This window comes from Methanocella paludicola SANAE (assembly GCF_000011005.1).
GTDB lineage: Archaea > Halobacteriota > Methanocellia > Methanocellales > Methanocellaceae > Methanocella > Methanocella paludicola.
The window spans coordinates 1,182,693-1,199,637 of sequence record NC_013665.1; the positions used below are offsets into that span (position 1 = coordinate 1,182,693).

General features: G+C 53.8%; 18 protein-coding genes. 11 read left to right on the forward strand and 7 right to left on the reverse strand.

The features are described from left to right. Positions 1-2 precede the first annotated feature (2 nt). Positions 3-1,019 (reverse strand): ABC transporter ATP-binding protein, encoded by a 1,017-nt coding sequence (locus MCP_RS06065; protein WP_012899947.1) that lies wholly within the window; start codon positions 1,017-1,019, stop codon positions 3-5. 9 nt (positions 1,020-1,028) lie between these two features. Then, positions 1,029-1,322: a PadR family transcriptional regulator gene (locus MCP_RS06070; protein WP_231845179.1), complete on the reverse strand. Its 294-nt coding sequence runs from the start codon at positions 1,320-1,322 to the stop codon at positions 1,029-1,031. A gap of 189 nt (positions 1,323-1,511) precedes the next feature. Between MCP_RS06070 and MCP_RS06075 the strand changes: the two genes are divergently transcribed. Continuing rightward, the gene (locus MCP_RS06075; RefSeq protein ID WP_012899949.1) at positions 1,512-2,555 is read left to right on the forward strand and encodes a sensor histidine kinase; all 1,044 of its coding nucleotides are present in this window, start codon (positions 1,512-1,514) and stop codon (positions 2,553-2,555) included. Positions 2,556-3,163: 608 nt separating this feature from the next. On the opposite strand, the gene MCP_RS06080 is transcribed toward MCP_RS06075, so the two are convergent. After that, complete coding sequence (locus tag MCP_RS06080; RefSeq protein WP_231845180.1) at positions 3,164-3,877, reverse strand: winged helix-turn-helix transcriptional regulator; 714 nt, start codon at positions 3,875-3,877, stop codon at positions 3,164-3,166. Between the two features lie 14 nt (positions 3,878-3,891). Next, positions 3,892-4,665, reverse strand: coding sequence for a hypothetical protein (locus tag MCP_RS06085; RefSeq protein WP_012899951.1), 774 nt, complete (start codon positions 4,663-4,665; stop codon positions 3,892-3,894). Positions 4,666-4,913: 248 nt separating this feature from the next. On the opposite strand from MCP_RS06085, the gene MCP_RS06090 reads away from it, so the two are divergent. The 4 genes from MCP_RS06090 (at position 4,914) to MCP_RS06105 (ending at position 8,711) form a co-directional block, all read left to right on the forward strand. Continuing rightward, complete coding sequence (locus MCP_RS06090) at positions 4,914-5,648, forward strand: ABC transporter ATP-binding protein (protein WP_012899952.1); 735 nt, start codon at positions 4,914-4,916, stop codon at positions 5,646-5,648. Position 5,649: 1 nt separating this feature from the next. Then, on the forward strand, positions 5,650-6,777 hold the full coding sequence (locus MCP_RS06095) for an ABC transporter permease (RefSeq protein ID WP_012899953.1): 1,128 nt from the start codon (positions 5,650-5,652) through the stop codon (positions 6,775-6,777). Then, positions 6,774-8,183, forward strand: coding sequence for a COG1470 family protein (locus MCP_RS06100; protein WP_012899954.1), 1,410 nt, complete (start codon positions 6,774-6,776; stop codon positions 8,181-8,183). The genes MCP_RS06095 and MCP_RS06100 overlap by 4 nt, the downstream gene beginning before the upstream one ends. 156 nt (positions 8,184-8,339) lie before the next feature. Next, positions 8,340-8,711, forward strand: coding sequence for a hypothetical protein (locus MCP_RS06105; protein ID WP_012899955.1), 372 nt, complete (start codon positions 8,340-8,342; stop codon positions 8,709-8,711). Between the two features lie 94 nt (positions 8,712-8,805). Here the strand turns inward: MCP_RS06105 and MCP_RS06110 are convergent, their stop codons facing one another. After that, complete coding sequence (locus MCP_RS06110; protein ID WP_012899956.1) at positions 8,806-9,858, reverse strand: hypothetical protein; 1,053 nt, start codon at positions 9,856-9,858, stop codon at positions 8,806-8,808. Positions 9,859-10,265: 407 nt separating this feature from the next. Here MCP_RS06110 and MCP_RS06115 point away from each other — a divergent pair, with 407 nt between their 5' ends. The 3 genes from MCP_RS06115 to MCP_RS06125 all read left to right on the forward strand — a co-directional run bounded on the left by MCP_RS06115 (position 10,266) and on the right by MCP_RS06125 (position 12,628). Continuing rightward, positions 10,266-11,414, forward strand: coding sequence for a hypothetical protein (locus MCP_RS06115; protein WP_012899957.1), 1,149 nt, complete (start codon positions 10,266-10,268; stop codon positions 11,412-11,414). Positions 11,415-11,655: 241 nt separating this feature from the next. Beyond that, complete coding sequence (locus tag MCP_RS06120) at positions 11,656-12,024, forward strand: hypothetical protein (RefSeq protein WP_128567063.1); 369 nt, start codon at positions 11,656-11,658, stop codon at positions 12,022-12,024. Positions 12,025-12,139: 115 nt separating this feature from the next. Further along, a complete protein-coding gene (locus MCP_RS06125) occupies positions 12,140-12,628 on the forward strand; it encodes a WD40 repeat domain-containing protein (RefSeq protein WP_158301450.1) in 489 nt (162 codons plus the stop codon). 7 nt (positions 12,629-12,635) lie between these two features. Here the strand turns inward: MCP_RS06125 and MCP_RS06130 are convergent, their stop codons facing one another. Further along, entirely contained in the window at positions 12,636-13,274 is a 639-nt protein-coding gene (locus MCP_RS06130) for a thymidylate synthase (protein WP_012899960.1), read from the reverse strand. Between the two features lie 444 nt (positions 13,275-13,718). On the opposite strand from MCP_RS06130, the gene MCP_RS06135 reads away from it, so the two are divergent. Then, entirely contained in the window at positions 13,719-14,924 is a 1,206-nt protein-coding gene (locus tag MCP_RS06135; RefSeq protein ID WP_012899961.1) for a HEAT repeat domain-containing protein, read from the forward strand. Here the strand turns inward: MCP_RS06135 and msrA are convergent. After that, positions 14,921-15,424, reverse strand: a complete 504-nt coding sequence (gene msrA, locus MCP_RS06140) for a peptide-methionine (S)-S-oxide reductase MsrA (protein WP_173332316.1) — start codon at positions 15,422-15,424, stop codon at positions 14,921-14,923. The genes MCP_RS06135 and msrA overlap by 4 nt on opposite strands. 78 nt (positions 15,425-15,502) lie before the next feature. On the opposite strand from msrA, the gene MCP_RS06145 reads away from it, so the two are divergent. After that, positions 15,503-15,682: a hypothetical protein gene (locus tag MCP_RS06145; protein WP_012899963.1), complete on the forward strand. Its 180-nt coding sequence runs from the start codon at positions 15,503-15,505 to the stop codon at positions 15,680-15,682. A gap of 129 nt (positions 15,683-15,811) precedes the next feature. After that, positions 15,812-16,930, forward strand: coding sequence for a hypothetical protein (locus MCP_RS06150; RefSeq protein WP_012899964.1), 1,119 nt, complete (start codon positions 15,812-15,814; stop codon positions 16,928-16,930). Positions 16,931-16,945 lie beyond the last annotated feature (15 nt).

Sequence of the window (16,945 nt, forward strand, 5' to 3'; positions counted from 1 at the left end):
CCTTACCTCCCTCTCGGCCGTGGCGCAATACTGGGACCGCGGTGCCGGGTCACTTTCGGCTTTTCAGCCTGGTCACGCATCGTCTTGCCGGTGATCGAGAGGAACACGTCCTCGAGGGTCGGCTCGTTCGTGTTGATCATCGTGATATTGCCGCCGTCGTGGCGAATAGAGTCGATGATCCGGTCGAAACCCTCGCTGCCCCGGGCGCTGACCTTGATGTCATAGGCATCGGGCTGGTCGAAGGCGGTGACGCAGTCCAGGGCCTTGATGTGCCCGGCAATGGCCGGCGTCATATTCGGTATGCGGGCGCTGATAACGGTCATATCCGCTTCCTTGACGAGCTTTTTCAGGTTCGCGGGCGTGTCCAGCGCTACGATCCTGCCGTGGTCAATGATGGCGACCCGGTGGCTGAGCGCCTCGGCCTCGATCATCGCATGCGTCGTCAGGATGACCGTCGTGCCGTTCTTGTTGATACCCCGGATGAGCTCCCGTATGGAGAGCGTCGTCTGCGGGTCGAGGCCGAGCGTCGGCTCATCCATGAATATGATCTTCGGCTCGGTAAGCAGTGCACGGATCACGTTGATGCGTTGCCGCATGCCTGTCGAGTATTTTTTGATCTGGGTATCCTTCCAATCGCTCATGTTTACCAGGCCGAGCAGCTCGTCGATGCGAGATTCCAGCTTCGGCCGCGGCATCTGATACAGGTTACCGAAGAAGCGCAGGTTTTCCGCGGCGGTCAGCTGCTCGTACATGATCATTTTTTCCGAGACAAGGCCGATGCTTTCCCGGACATGGTCCGCTTCTCTGACCAGGTCATAGCCGTTCACCTTCGCTTCCCCGCCCGAAGGCCGGGCGAGCGTGCAGAGCATCCGGATCGTAGTGCTCTTGCCCGCGCCATTCGGCCCTAAAAATCCGAATATTTCCTTTTTATTTACGTTGAACGAAATATTATCCACAGCCGTGAAATCGCCAAATGTCTTCGACAGGCTGCGGACTTCGATGGCGTGATCTTCTGTCATTATTTTCCCTCAATCGTTGAAGAGCAGGCTCATCTCTTCGGTCAGCTGCCTGCGTTTCTCTTCGATGGCCTCGAGGGCCTTTTTTCCTTCCTCTGTGATGGTATAGACTTTTTTACGGTCTATCTCTTCCATTGAGACGTATCCTCTGGCTTCCAGGAAGTCGAGTACAGGGTATATGGAGCCCGGGCTCGGCACCCAGTGACCATGGGTAATTGTCTCGATCGCATGGATGATATCGTAGCCGTGTATGGGTTTCTTACTGATGATCTTCAGGACGATCATCTTCAGAAATCCTTTACGCATTTCTCTTCCCATTGCATCATCTGTCATGTATCTATTTCCGATATATCGCTATTCGATATATTGGCTCCAGATATATCGATACTCGATATAGTATATATATTTTAAGCTCCCGTGGAGCGTATATACAAAGACTAAAATACCGGCTGGTTAATATAAATCAATAAATATCCTGGTGATATCGTGAGTGAAATGATATCCGTAGAAGGCGAAGAACTGAAAAAGACCTTCGATAGCGTTCCCGCCGCGCTCGTCGTGGTCGACGGCGAGCTTAAAGTTCGTTTTTTTAACAGTGCATGGGCTGAGCTCTGTGAGCAGTGCCTGGGTAAAAAGGCCGCCCCGCACATGAGCATCACGACGCTTTTTAAGGATGAGACCCCGGCGCGGATGCTGGCCGACGCCCTGCATGGAAGCACCGTGCGGGAGAACGGCTTCCGCTTCGAGTCCGCATGCGACCGCTTCTATGACCTCACGGCCGCCCCGTCCGACAGCGGCGCCGTGCTTATGGCCGTTGACTCCACGGAGCGCTGTAACGCCATAAACCGGCTGGAGTCGGCAAAGTCCGAGGCCGAGTTCTATGTTGACCTCATGAGCCACGATATCCGGAATTTCAACCAGGTCACCATGGGCTACATCGAGCTGCTCCAATTAGCCGATAGCCTGAGCCCCCGGGATATCGAGTACCTTGAAAAAGCCCAGAAAGGCGTCACGGGCAGCAACAAGCTCATCGATAACATCAAGAAAATACGCCTTATCCGGCAGTTCGCCGGTAAGAACACCGTAAAGACGGACCTGAACGCCATACTTAAACAGGATGCGGACGACGTCCGTAAGGCCTCGCCTTCGGCGAAGATCCGCATGGAGTTCGACCTGAAGGAAAAGCGTGCCGTCATGGCCGACGAATACGTGCACGAGATATTCCGCCATATCCTGGAGAATGCGGCTAAATATGACCCGCATCCCGAGAAGCTCATTGATGTTACGGTATTGCCGGAGAAGATCGACGGTAAGGACTACTGGTCCGTGCGTATCTCCGACCATGGCTCGGGTATTCCGGAGGACAAAAAGAAGTCCGTCTTTGAGCGGATGACGGGGACGACAAAGGGCGCCGGCGTGGGGCTGTCCATCGTCCGGGTGATCGTGGATAAATACGGCGGCCGGATCCGCGCCGAGGACCGCGTTAAAGGCGACCCGTCGAAGGGCACGATATTTGTGGTGGATCTGCCGCAGGCGTGATGTTATAAATTCAACATCTAAACGATGGTTTGTTCGGTCGGTATCACGAACCTCTCCAAAGGAATTAAACCACGAATTTTTCTTTTTAGATTTTTCTCACGAAGTCTCTAAGCCTCGAACTCACCGTCAACGCACGAACTCTCTAATACACAGGGCAGTGCTCTAAGTCTCTAACGCGCTAACCCGAAACGAAGGCTCTAAGTCTCTAAATCACGTTTGAAGCGCTAAACGACATAGCACTGACACTCTAAAAGCCCGGTCGTTCCCCAGTACTTTGGGGTGTTAGTGGCGTTGGCGATTTAGCCGAGCCTTAGAGAGTTTGTGCAGGCTCGTTTAGCGTTTCGAACGTGCATTCGAGTTTTCGAGCCTTCTTTTCGGGTTTGAGGCTCAGGGCGTTCGTGCAATGCCCAGAGTATTAGAGAGTTCGGGCATTGACGGTGTTCTAGAGTCTCAGGGATTTAGTGAGTAAAAATTATAAAAGAAAATTAGTGGTTTATTTCCTTTGGTGATGTTCGAGATACCGACCAAACAAATCAACGCCCTATGGAAGTACGAAAAAATTTCAAGCGAGTGTCGTAAAATAGAGATTCGCACAAATCGCTTCTCAATTAAATATTGCTTAACAGTTTACTAACTGTCGGCTCGACGTAATACTTCTTGAACCTGCCGTCCTGCTCGAACGTGACCAGGTTATCGTTCAGGAACCGCTCGATGTGCCAGTGAACGCTGCTCTTGTCCAGCCCGAACCTCTCCGACAGCCGCTGGTTCGTCACGCCGGGCTCCTCCAAAATGGCCCAAAGAATATTCCGGCTCGTATCGTTCTTGATATACGCCAGCACCGTCTTTTCCTGCTCGGTATTCGCCTTTGAAGTATTGAATATGCGGGTGTACTTGCCCATCCGCTTCAGGATGATCTTGCCCTGCGACTCGAGCATCTGCACGTGGTACTTGACCGTCCCGTTCTTCATGTTCTGCCTGGTCGATATTTCCGAAGGCGTGCAGCCGGGGTTGTTAGCGACATAGTTGAATATGTTAAGCCGGTTGCGGTTATCCAGCACGTTCTGGATCTTGCCGATAACGAAGGGGGCCGCATTCATCAGGCCTATCGCGATGAGTATGCCGTCCAGGGCGCCCGCCACCTGTATCCACAGGGGCAGGTCCCAGAATGATACGGCCGCTGCGTCGGTCGCCTTCACGCCCGCGGGTATGCCGCTGCCCGGCGTCACGACGTATCCGCCGGTGCCGACAGTCGCCTGCAAAAACAAAGGCGAGACCAATAAAAGGGCGGATAAAAGGATGACCGCCACGATAAGGATCTTCATGTTCAGCCGCATAGCTACCAGGTCTTTAAATAATATTCATCTTTGCCGGTAACGCCGGTATCGGTCACCTTGAACGTCCACTCGCCGTTCGCCACACCGCCCGGGTTACTGATATCCATGTTGATGCATCCGTCCGTTACGCCGTCCGAGTCGTCATAGTACGGGCCGAGCTCATTACCGTCGGGCGTATAGACGACGACCCTGAGCGAGTCGTCCGTATTGTTCCACTTCAGCTCGAAGCTGAACGTCGCCGGAGACCCGGAAACATATGCCTGGTGCCAGTTCGTCTCCCCCGACATGATCTCGTTATTAAATACATCGGCTATCTCGCCAGTAACGATAGTGTCGTTCAGGAGCTGTACTTCGCCCTTAAAGCTTAGCTCGGAGCCGTCCACGTCGAACATCGTGTCGGCCATATAGCTGACTCTGTCCGCTCCCTCAGGCCCCTGATGCTTAAAGAAAAACACCGGGAACACCTTTGGCATGTCCTTTCCGGCCGGTATGACCATCATCTTACCTTCGATGAACTCGTGGCCATGGACAGGCCTGAAGCCGAAGATCGGCACCTCGGGCATTGCCCCAGGGTATTGCATTGCACGTACGCCGAACCCACTGCCCGGATAGTTCTCCGTCATGTCCAGGAAGATCTGCGTGAACATCATATCCTTGTGGAAACCGTCGGGAAGACGGCCCCTGTCGCCAGTGCTGTTGACTGGATCGACAGAGCCAATGGTGAACGAAACGACCATCAATAATAGTATGGCCGTTGCAATGCTCTTCTTAAGCATTTATATCAAGTAAATAAGCCTTTACCGGACTATAAATATGTTCTGGCTCCAACATCCAACTATTTTTAGTAAATAAATGCGTTTTATAATAATTCCTGACTTATAGTCATCGATTCTCATGGCGTCCCCTTTAAAGCTTATGGCCGAATCGTCAAACTGTGGCCCGATAGTTTGACGATCAGGCGAGAAATGATTTATATGCTACCCTCCTTTGCTCGATTGCAGGCGCTCACAGGAGGAAGCCTCATTTGATCAAGACAGAGAATTTAACAAAGGCCTATGACGGTGTCAAAGCCGTGGACTCCCTCGACCTTCACGTGGAAAAGGGGGACGTGTTCGGCTTCCTCGGCCCCAACGGATCGGGCAAGACCACCACCATGGGCATGATGATCGGCGAGATCGAGCCGACGTCGGGAAAATGCTTTATCAACGGCATAGACGTTCTCCGCCATCCGCTCGATGTCAAGCGGATCATCGGCTATATGCCCGACGGCCTGGGGTTCTACGAGAACCTCAACGCACGGCAGAACCTGAAATTTTTCTCCGAGTTCTACGACCTACCTTACGATAAGGCGGATAAGCGCATTACGGAACTGCTCAAATATGTGGGGCTCGAAGGCGTGGAAAAGAAAACGGAAGGATATTCAAGAGGCATGAAACAGCGGCTCGGCCTCGCGCAGGCGCTGCTCAACGATCCCGAAGTCATATTCATGGACGAGCCGACCAACGGCCTGGACCCGCAGGGCGTCATGCAGGTGAGGAACATCATCAAGGACCTTTCCTCCCGGGGCAAGACGATCTTTTTCTCCAGCCATATCCTGGAGGAAGTGCGCCATGTATGCAAGACCGTGGGCATCATCTCTCAGGGTAAATTGATCGCAAAGGGCTCGCTGGACGATGTCATGCATAAGATGGATAAGGGCACGGCCCCGGAAAGGTCGCTGGAAGAAATATTCCTGCAGACAGTATACGGAGGCGCTTAAAATGATGCCGGAGCTCATCGTAGCGAAAAAAGAGTTCAAGGATTACCTGACGAGCAAGAGGTTCTTGTTGATCTTCGGCGTGCTGATATGGATCACCATCGCCGCCGTGATCTCGGGCTTAAGCTCCTATAACTCGGAGCTGGGATCGTATAACTCCATGCTTTCTCGTGCGTCCACGATGGTCGCTAACGCGACCTTCCAGGGAGGGAACGCCTTCCAGCCGACAATGCCCTCGATGCTGCTGATCTTCGAGAACTTCAGCACGAGCTTTATCACCATCGGCTGGCTGCTTGCTATCGCCATCGGGTTCGACCTGATATCTAAGGAAAAGGAAACGGGCTCGCTAAAATTATTACTCGCCCGCCCCACCTACAGGGACTCGATCATCAACGGCAAGATCATCGGCGCGGTGTCCATACTGGTCGTCTCGCTCCTGGCCACGTTCCTGATCGCCCTCGCCATACTGCTGTTCGCCGGCGTCGTGCCGACGGGCGATGACCTGGCCCGGCTGGCCATGTTCTTCGTCATGATCGTGCTGTTCAGCGTAGCGTTCCTGGCTATCGGTATAGCGGCATCTGCGATAGCGAAAAACTCGACCATCTCTATACTACTGGCCATCGGGTTCGTCGCTTTCAGCCTGATCCTGCCGAGCTTCACCGGATCGATATACGAAGGCATCATGGGCCAGTCGCCGTCGGCGATGTCGATGTCGAGCGCCGTAACTGCGAGCTCATCGAGCACGAGCACGTCGGGTACGGCGGCTTCAGGGACTTTCGACCCGGCCAGCGGCGGAGGGCCTAACGGGAACAGGAGCATGATACAGATGACGGTCAACCCCGAATATACCAGCTACTGGACGACGAGGAACCAGGTCACCGAGCTGGTCAACCTCCTCTCGCCGACCAACGATCTGAACGGCATATCCCGTGTCGTGGTCAGCGGCGAGTCCGGCCCCACGGAGAATTCGGCGAGCGGCCAGTTCGACTTTAGCTCCAGGGGCATGACCTCGTCGACAACTCTGAGCGAGTCGCTTTCGTCGATACTGCCCCAGGTGCTGGCCCTCCTCGTCATGTCCATCGCCGGGTTCGGTATCGCATATGCGAAATTCGTAAGGATGGACGTCAGATGAAGCTAAAAGCGGCATTAAGCACACTCCTGCTGCTCTGCCTTATATCGGGGGCCCTCATGGCCCCCGCTCAGGCGGGCACGGTGTATTCATCCGTTTTCAGCGGGACGGTAAACGACGGAGAGACTAAATCCGCCGGCGGCTGTTTCGTCAGCTTCGAGATCACGAACGGCTCGGTACACGTCGAGGTCACGAGCCCCGACTATGGGTCGGACGATGCGTACGTTCCGGCGGGTAACGCCTATTACTTCAAGAACGTGCTGCGCATATACATCGCAAGCATCCCCACGACATCTTCGGCAGTAGTCGATATTTCGAAGACGACCTCTTCGACCTCCGGGACGGGCATCAAGGTCTATTGCGATACCCCGGCACAGAATACGCTGGCGGGTGACGAGGTCTCGTTCCCCATCACTATCCAGAACAACCTGGCGTCGGACGAGACGCTGAGCCTGTCGTCGGAAAGCCCTGGCGGATGGAGCTCTAAGTATGATTATAATGGCAAGGACATCTACCAGATCTATGTGCCTGCATCCTCTACAAAGACGGTCAACCTGGTGGTCTCGACGCCCTATACCTCGAGCATAGGCCAGCAGACGGTCTACGTGAAGGTCGGCGATTCAACGCTGGAGCTGTACGTCGATATCACCAGCGTCAACGAGTCTGTGGACGTCTCCGCCAAACTGAGTTCCCAAATTGTGTACATTGGTGACAAGATCTATTATGACCTGACGCTGGATAATCTCCAGGCGGCCGAGAATGTCTATCAGCTCTCCGTCATGGGCCTGCCCGAGAACTGGTACTACATGTACCTGGAATCGCGCAGCAGCTCGAGCGAGCTGGCGGAGACAGTCGTTCCGGCGTCCACCCAGAAGAGCCTCGTGCTCTGCATCGTGCCGCCATACTCGGTAAGCGCCGGGGACTATAACTTCACGGCCCGGATCACGGCCTCGTCTAACCAGACCATAACCAAGGACCTGGCGCTGAAGCTCAAGTCCGGGACCAGCATGACAGTAAATGTGGACAAGCTGGCATATACGGCGAGCGCCGGGCAGACCTTCACCATGAACGTCTACGTGACCAATAGCGGCACGGGAAGCGCGCTGACGAACGTCTATCCGGAAGTCACTGCGCCCTCGGGCTGGGTGGTCAGCTCTTCGCCGGAGACCGTGAGCACGTTAAAGTCGGGAGAGACGCAGACGTTCGTGATCAGCGCACAGCCGCCCGGCAATATCGTGGCGAGCGACTACGACGTGAGCGTGGATATAATGAGCGATCAGGCGACGGATACGGAAGAGTTCCGTATCACTATCGCGACCAGCTCGTACGTCCCGTTCGTTGCCGGCGGCATCATACTGGTCGTGCTCGTCGGCCTGGTCTTCCTCTACAAGAAGTATGGGCGGCGTTAAACGCCCTTTTTTTAGGCTCTGGACAGATCGCTCGATAGTACCGCTATTTTATTCCTGGCCCGCGAGATAGAACGCTAATATACGCTAATATACGCTAATATACGCTACAATATATTTTATCTGTGTTTATAGTTCAATGAGAATGGGGAGACTGGTATGGACATGAAAAAAGTATTTATCTTCGTTCTTTCCGTGCTGGCGATCCTGGCGATCTCTCTTCCGGCTGCTGCCAGCTTCGCCCCTGACGCGCGACCACTCAGCGCCGACTCGAGCATCAAGAGCGTGACTCCGTTCGACGGGTCCGTAGTAAGGGCGCAGCAGGTAAGAGATCCAACGGGAGCCGCAGGCATCTCCAGGCAGGAGGTCACGGGGGAGGAAACACCCGTAACGATGAACTATAATCCTTACTACCCGGTTACCACATATCCCGCCTGGATACCCAACTGGTGGGGGAGCTGGGGGTGGGGTGGCCCTGGCTGGGGCGGCTGGAGCTGGCCCTCGTGGAACACCTGGGGAGGCTATTGGTAAACGAGAGATAAAGCTGCCGGTAAGACCAATAGGACGATAAAAAAATTAATGAGGCGCGTTTTCAATCTGATACCGCCGCCTCTTCGCGAAACGCCTAGAGGTCCCAGAACACAGGTGCTATATGAGCACCGGCCACCGTCTTTTTACGTGCCAGATCCAGCATCGTACTCCTGTTGGTCGGATTGAAACACCCCGTGCCATTTTTATAGGGCGTGATCCATTCCGGATACGATGTCTTGCCTTCGTATGCATTGTGCATCGTGGAGCCTACGAACGCATTCCGGTACATGCGCTGCAGGTTCGTCGAGTTCGAGATCTGCGTCTTATTCCACTTTGGATCGGCAACGGGTGGCTTCCGCGTTCCCCAGCCATCGCGCATCTTCGTAGCGGCGCTCGATGTGCTCGTGGCATTGGTCGTACCCGTTACATTACTGGCGCTCGTCGTATTCGTGACATTCGTCCGGGGCCTGGCGTCCGACGTAATGTCGACCGTGTCGCGATTGATAATGTTCACATCGGTACTGAGCGACTTCACATATGGGCCTATGGCCGGGGATAGGCTGTCCATATCGAGCGCCAGGCTACCGTCGGCAGCCTTGGCGACCGGAGTCATGTACGGCCAGACGAACTCGGAGCCAAGCATCTTCGGATTCTTGAACGGGTGCCCTGATCCGAGGTAAGTCCCGATCGGCTCTGTTCCCAGGTTGCTCGCCGCGGTGTCGGCCATGAAAGCCCAGTTCGCCGTGAAGAACCCTGTGTCCGTAGTCTCCAGCTCTTGCGCCGCGTCCTGGTGAACGTCCGGGAAGGCCAGGTTGACCGGCCCGAATGGCAAAACATTCGCCGTCCCACTTGTGCTAAGGCCGACATCATCACCGATTGCGGTCACGCCCGTCGTCGGACCGAGCCCCAGGTCGTCGGCAGTTATCGGGAAATCGATCTGCAGGTTTTCTTTATCGCGCGCGAAAGCTGTCTGCTGGTGGAATATTGCGGCCATCGGTTTCTGTACGCTGATGTCCTCGCCTACGATCACGTCGCCTGCCTGGAGCGCCCATTGAGCCTCCATACGCGCTGACACGTCCAGTGCCATAGCCCCCACCAGTATACAAACTATGGTCACGATGACAGGCACAACTCTAAGTATGCTCATAAACACCCTCCTCAACGGTATTCTACTAACCCTCAACTAATAGATAGAAAAGCCGTGCGTTTAAAGGTTCACGAAAATTTAACCGAAATAATGGCGTTCTATGGATTATAGGGGACAGCCCGCCGTAATATTTGAGAATGGCCCGGATCATTCCAGGTCCAATTCACTGATTCCCTATCTACAGAGCCCTCTGGATAGTTTCGGTATTGTGACCGGTGGTTCGCTACAAACGCAATGAATAGGCCTGAGAAGTTTAACTAATCAATACTAATCAATCGTATTATTATTATTAAATTTAATTACAGTTAATAATATACTGATTATAAGTTTGTTTTAGAGGTATATTGAGAATCTATCCGGTGAGCCTGTTGAGGGTCAGGAGCCGGTCGGTTCATGAGGAGGGTAATATGAGGGTAGAGTATACGCTGAGAAAACCATTAACTATATTGTTAGTTTCAATCCTCGTGGTCATATCGACCATGCCAACGGTATCATGGGCGAGGACGGAAGCGAGGTATGAACTGATCGCGGGCGACGTGTTCTTCGGCAACGATCTGGGCCAGTGGGTTACTAAACAGAGCTTATTCCATCAGAACACGCTCCAGACGGAGGACCTGGAACATCTGAACATTGATTTTCCGATAAAAGCTGATGATTTAGGGCTTGGCCCGACCATTGGCACTGCGGAAGCTGATGGCGTTGCTCTTACTGGTTCGGCCAACGTTTTGCCGTTCGGTCCCGTGAACCTGGCCTTCCCGGACGTTCACCAGGACGCCTTCCAGTCGATAGCTGCGACGCAGACCGGATTCTTCACGGCTAACACGGTGGGCATACCTCCGGCGAATCTGGGCTCCTACGAGCTGATATCCGGGCCGGGAGCGTTCTTAAGCCCGGTGTCGGCACCTTCATCCATCGCAGGGCCGTACATGCCCTACGCTGAGATGACGAACATCATTCCGGGGTACGAACGACAAAAGGCCATCATTAAGAAGAAATCGAATTTAGCGGACCAGGAGTTCGTCTGGCCCTACTCGATCCCGACCGCCAAGGCTGCCAGTGGCAGCCTGGCCCTCGATACGAGTAGCCTGTCGTCCCCGGGGTATGTTCCGGACGTGCCGTCGCTCGAAGGCGTCAAGAGCGTTAATCCCAATGCGGGGTCAGTATTGAAATCGCAGGTGCGGGATCCAACGGGCGCCGCAGGTATCTCCCGACAGGAGGTCACGGGAGTGGAAGGAGTGGTGCCAGGGAGCTATATGGGCGGTGGTGCGCAGAATTATCTGGCGTATCCGTTCTTCCCGTTCGCCGCAAAGGCTGAGCAAATATCCCAGATGTCGCTCCTTGACAGGATGTGGCGGAACGCCCACCTGGGCACAATGGGCCGGGCTTACGAGGGCCTGACTGCCTATCCGACCTGGATCCTGCCCCTGGATTATACGAAATCCGCCATCAACATGGCGGACTGGGCGGCAGTGAACCGTGAGGCGCTTAAATACACACTGCCCGGAACTCATATAATGCCCAGGCTGTGGGACATCAATATAGTTCCAGGCGCATAACGTCCGTAAATTGATCAACCGGCGATCTCATCATCGGGCCTTGAATCTCAATTCGGGCCCGATGGTGCACGAGCCTGTGCGCTCGATGGGTGGGGCTCGACCAGTATTTCACAGTGATTACGGGGAATGGCATTATATCATAACGCATTTTTATATTTTCCGATGCATTTCATCCATTTTTATGCTTTTTTTATTCCATCGATTTTTACTTAATAAAGCCTTGTCGTTATTAGGGGTAAATATGAAGATGGATTGGAAGATCATAGTAGTGACCATGGCACTGGTCGTGGTCCTATCGGCGATCATATTCGTACCGGTATCCATTGCCGTAGACGGTGGTAAGGCCGGCGGCGGCAATAATACGAGCGTCAAGGCCAATAATACGAGCGCAGCCAACAAGACAAGCAATCAAACTAAGGCATTCGTGCCTGGCGGTGGACCGCATGGCGCAGGATTAAAAACCATTGAAGGCATCGGGCCCCACCAAAAAGGCTGGCTGGGAGGCCCGATGAACCCGTGGGTTTATGGCACTGCGGCATACCCTTCAAGGATGTTTTCGTTTGGCCTGGGCATGCCGGCAACATACCTGGGCGCAGGCATTAATAAATAATTTTTTTTAGAATGGGATCGTCGAGGTGGAGTTAACTTTATTTTACGTAATTGCATACCCGGCTTATTAGCTATCGGCGAGTTTATTTATGACTGAGCCATCCCAGCAACTTCTAATGACTTTAACCGGCCATACAGCACCCGTGATATCCTGCCAGTTCTCTCCCGATGGTAAAAAGATCGCCTCGGCATCCTATGACGGCACTGTCCGGATATGGGATGCTGCGGACGGGAAACTATTGCAAAAGTTGGAGGGCCCGATGAGCGCAGTGTTCTACTGTGTGTTCTCTTCTGACGGCAGGAAAGTTGCCTCTTTATCACGTGATGGCGCCGTGAGGGTATGGGACGTCGAGACCGGGAAGCTTATGCATACGCTATACGACCAGGCGGATAAGGTCTATCACTGTGCATTCTCTCCGGACGGTAAGAAAATAGCGACAGCGTCGCACGATGGCCTTGTACGGATATGGGACGCCGATACAGGGAAATTACTACAAACCCTGGCCGGCCATAAAAAAGCAGTGCTTTCCTGCGAGTTCTCTCCAGACGGAAAGCGGCTGGTCACTGTCTCCAGCGATAAGACCGTGAAGGTATGGGAAGCCTGAAGCGCGGCTACGGCTTAAGAACCTCTTCGGCCGCCTGGAAATCGTCCTCGTAGATGTGGACGTTATCCCCGAAACACCGCAGCGTGCCCAGCATGAAGTCCGTGGGGCCGATCAGCTCGTCCTTGACCAGCTCCTGGAAGGCCATCAGATTTGCCTCGAACGCCTTGAACATGTCCCACGAGCGGTAGTGGATGTGGACGTCAAGCTTGTTGTTCTTGTGGGGGAACACCCAGATCCGCTGAAAACACGGCTGATCCTCCTTTTTCATGCAATCTATTTTGGGCATCCACGTAATGGCCTGGATGCGCTTTGATTCGTACCGCTTATTCTGGAGCTGCTCGCCCATCCATTTTAGCTGGTCGAAGCCCTCGTAATTCACCAAACGGTCGATGTACGTGTACTCGAAACCATGCCTGCCGGCGGACTCCCGCTTGAACTGCTTTTTATAGAATTCGACGCGCTCCTTCGTGCAGAACGGGTCCTTCTTGTGCCACACCTGCACGGGGTTCCGGACCTCCAGGAGCATGCCGTTGATGCATTTTGCCTTGATGCCGTACTCGGTCTCCACGAGCTGCCCGTTAGTGTAAATTTCCTTTATTGCCCAGTACCATGCTTCTGACAGCGTGTCGAATGTTCCGGCGATCATCTCCTACACAAATGCCTTGTTCGATATTAAGCTTTTTGTAAGTATTAAATCGTCGTATGTCGAAGGCATGAAATGAGTTCATGCCCGAAAGGCGATTACTTTCACCATGCACTTGGTCAGCATATATAAACCCGAATGATATACTAGTGCTTAGACAGAACTTATCGCACACGCCCTACACGCTTCAGGGCCAGGCTGCGATACCATCCTGACATCCCCAACCTGTGAGGCGGGCACCATCCCTTTTTTGCCCGCCCCGGATTATCTTTACACAGAAAGCGATATACAGGGTAAAAATATAAATTCCGTTATAATTACTGCTATATATAATAATTTTCGCTATATCGCTGTTTTTTCAATTGATTATACCAAAAAAAGCCGCTTTTTATGGGATTAACCTAGTTATACAACCACTTGATTATGGTCTGTTATCGAGGGCACATCATGATCGTATCTATGAACAGCGATGCCAGGGGCATCACGCTGGACGAAAAGGAGGGCCTGAGACAGGCTTTACGCTGCGATGATATCAAAACACGGATATATGCAGTGAAGGCGCTGGAAGGGCCGGGGGACGAGCGGTCGATAAGCCTGCTGGTGGACGCTCTGAGGGACGAGCAATATGACGTCAGAGAGGCCGCCTACATGACACTCCGCAAGCTCGGCCACAGGGCATTGCCCGGTCTCGTATCGGCATTAAGGGATGAGAACTTCTACGTCCGAATGTACGCGACACTGGCCATTACCGACGAGATCATCGGCAACCCCGGCAGGAAATACGATGAAGCCGTCGTCGACGCCCTCACTCACGCCCTCCTCGATAAGAGCATATATGTCCGGCGCTCCGCATACGATGCCCTGAAGGTGCTGGAATATAACAAGATCCTCCGGTCCCTCATAAGCTCGCTGAAAGATCCCGACCCCGGTATTCGCATGGAGGCAGTCGTAGCGCTGGGCAAGATCGGCGATAAGCGCGCGGTGAAGGCGCTCATCCGTGCGCTGTCCGAATCGGACGCGGGCATCCGGCGGTGCGTCGTATCCTCCCTCGGCCGGATGAAGGATAAGAAGGCCACTGGATATCTCCTGGACATGCTATATGACCTTGATGGGAGCGTAAGGAAAGAGGCCGTTCGGGCGCTGGGCGCCATACAGGATGAGAAGGCCGTTCCGGGCCTTCTGCAGGCCATAAAAGACCGGGAACCCTCGGTTCGGGATGAGGCGCTTTATGCGCTGGACAGCTACAGGTCATTTAAGTACGTGACGCCGTTCGTGTCGGTCCTCGATGATGCTGTCGATGTCCGCAGGGCAGCCATCCGGGCCCTTGGAAAAGTGAGGGGCTGTAAATCCGTGGATACTCTGATAAGCGTGCTTGGCGATGAAGACGCTGAAGCCAGGGAACTGGCCTGCGCGTCCCTCGCCCGCCTCGGGAACTGCGCAATAAAGCCTCTCAGGTCGGCGCTGAACCACGACAACGGCAACGTAAGTAGCGGCGCAGCCCGCGCCCTTGAATTGATCAGTAAGGCCCGGGCGATGAAGCGTATAGATAGTGCCCGTAAACCCAGGCCGCCGGAACTCTGGATGGAGATCGAGTCTGCCGTCTCCGCCGGCCCGAAAGAGACTCAGTCGAGGCTATCATCTTTTGATATTTAGATGCCGCAGCCTTTCAGGTTATTTTTTTCAAGGTACTGCTGATGGTATTCCTCGGCTCTCCAGAATTTTGTTGCGGGCACGATCTCAGTGACGATGGGCTTCTTGAACTTGCCCGACTTTTGTAGCTTCTCTTTGGAGGCACGGGCCGCCGCTTCCTGCTCCTTATTATGATAAAAGATGACGGATCGGTACTGGGTGCCGAAGTCCGGCCCCTGCCTGTTAGGCGTAGTGGGGTCGTGATGGCTCCAGAACACGTCCAGCAGGACATCATATGATACTTTCGACGGGTCGTAGGTGACCTGGACGGTCTCGGCATGTCCGGTCCTGTCGGTGCAGACCTCTCGGTAGTCCGGGTTCTCGGTCCGGCCGCCCTCGTAGCCGACGGCCGTCGATACGACGCCGGGGATGTGCCTGAAGGCTTCCTCTACGTGCCAGAAGCAGCCCGCGGCGAAGTCGGCTTTTTGCAGGTTCTCGCTCACGATAGTAACTTGTCCTTTCATCCTTAAATTTTTGTCCGGCCCGGACACTAAAAAATATTTATTCTACGCTCGCCATATGCTCGCCATATAGGAATAAATATGGCCAGCACAGAGGACATGCTAAAGATCATCGGTTTAGCTTTCATCGGCATACTGGGCATCTTCGCGGTGGTGGTCATCCTGTCCATCCTGTGCGCCGGTATCGCCATCTTCGCTTACGTTTCGATGCCCGCCACGCCCACGGTGACGATAACGCCGATCGATTTTCCCTTTCCCTAGTCATGGTATAGCTACTTTTAAACACTATTCCTGGCCGAGCCCGGCATCTTCAACGGATTATATTTATATAGACACAAATATATAAGTAAACCTATAATTTGCCAAATAAATGCTTGAGGTGCCATATTAATGTCAGGGAAACGCTCACTCTTCGGGCTGCTCATTATCGCAGCGCTTTTAATCGCAGGCTGTACCGGGACGAAAACGATGGCGGGTAACAATGGCCTCTCCGCGGACGGCCAGTCAGCTCTGAAGGATTATCAAAAGTATTCGAGCGAGCTCAAGGACGAGATCAGCTACATGAAGTTCCATTACACGCTCTCCGAGAACGCCACGCTGGACGAATACAAGGCATGGCTCGGAGGATATGCCGAAAAGCTGGACCTCTGCAGGAAAATGTACAATGACACGAGCGCGGCCTCGAAAAAGTATCTCCCCTACCTGAACAACTCGAGTGAAGAGTACCGGAACGTGACCTCTGACGACGCCATCTTCCAGTCGGACATCGAATCCCTGAACCGGTCGTACGATCAGTTTGCCGATTATCTGGACCTTTCCATAAAAAGGGCGACTGCCCTGGGAAAATATACTCAGGCGATGAATGAGACCTACGATGCCTATAACGACATCTCCTCCTTCGCAGGCGGGGCGAAGGTAAGCTCGGAAGAAGATTATGCCAGTTTCCTCGACGGCTTCGACAGGAAGGCACAGGCCTATAAAAAGTATGCCGGCGATGCCGTTAAGGCGGGAGAAGAGTACCAGCAGTTCTTCGACCCGGAGAGCGCCGAGTACGCCGCCATCGAAGAGAACAACAATGCCCTGATCGACAGCATCCGCCAGTGCGAAGCTACCTATACCAAGTATAAAATGGACTACGATAACGGCATGGCGGCTAAAAGTGCCGCCCAGTCGGCCTTTAGCGATTATGTGGATAAGGCCGGCAAGGTGAGCGCCATGAAGACGGAGCTGGATGGATATCGCAACACGAAAATCGCGTTAGATAAGCTCGACCGGAGCTGGCTGGACGGCTACCGGCAGAAGCTGGACGCCTTCAACGCTGCCTGCAACGATGCCATCGCCGCGGGCGACGCCTGCAAGCAATATCTCAACACCACCAGCTCAGAATACAAGAGCATCGACGATAATAAGAAGAACATGCAGGATACTATGGCCGCCTACGAGGAGAACTACAAGAAGATCGAGGCGACCTACCGCAATCTCCACCCGCTGGAAAGTTTGAAACGATGATCCGGTAAATACCTC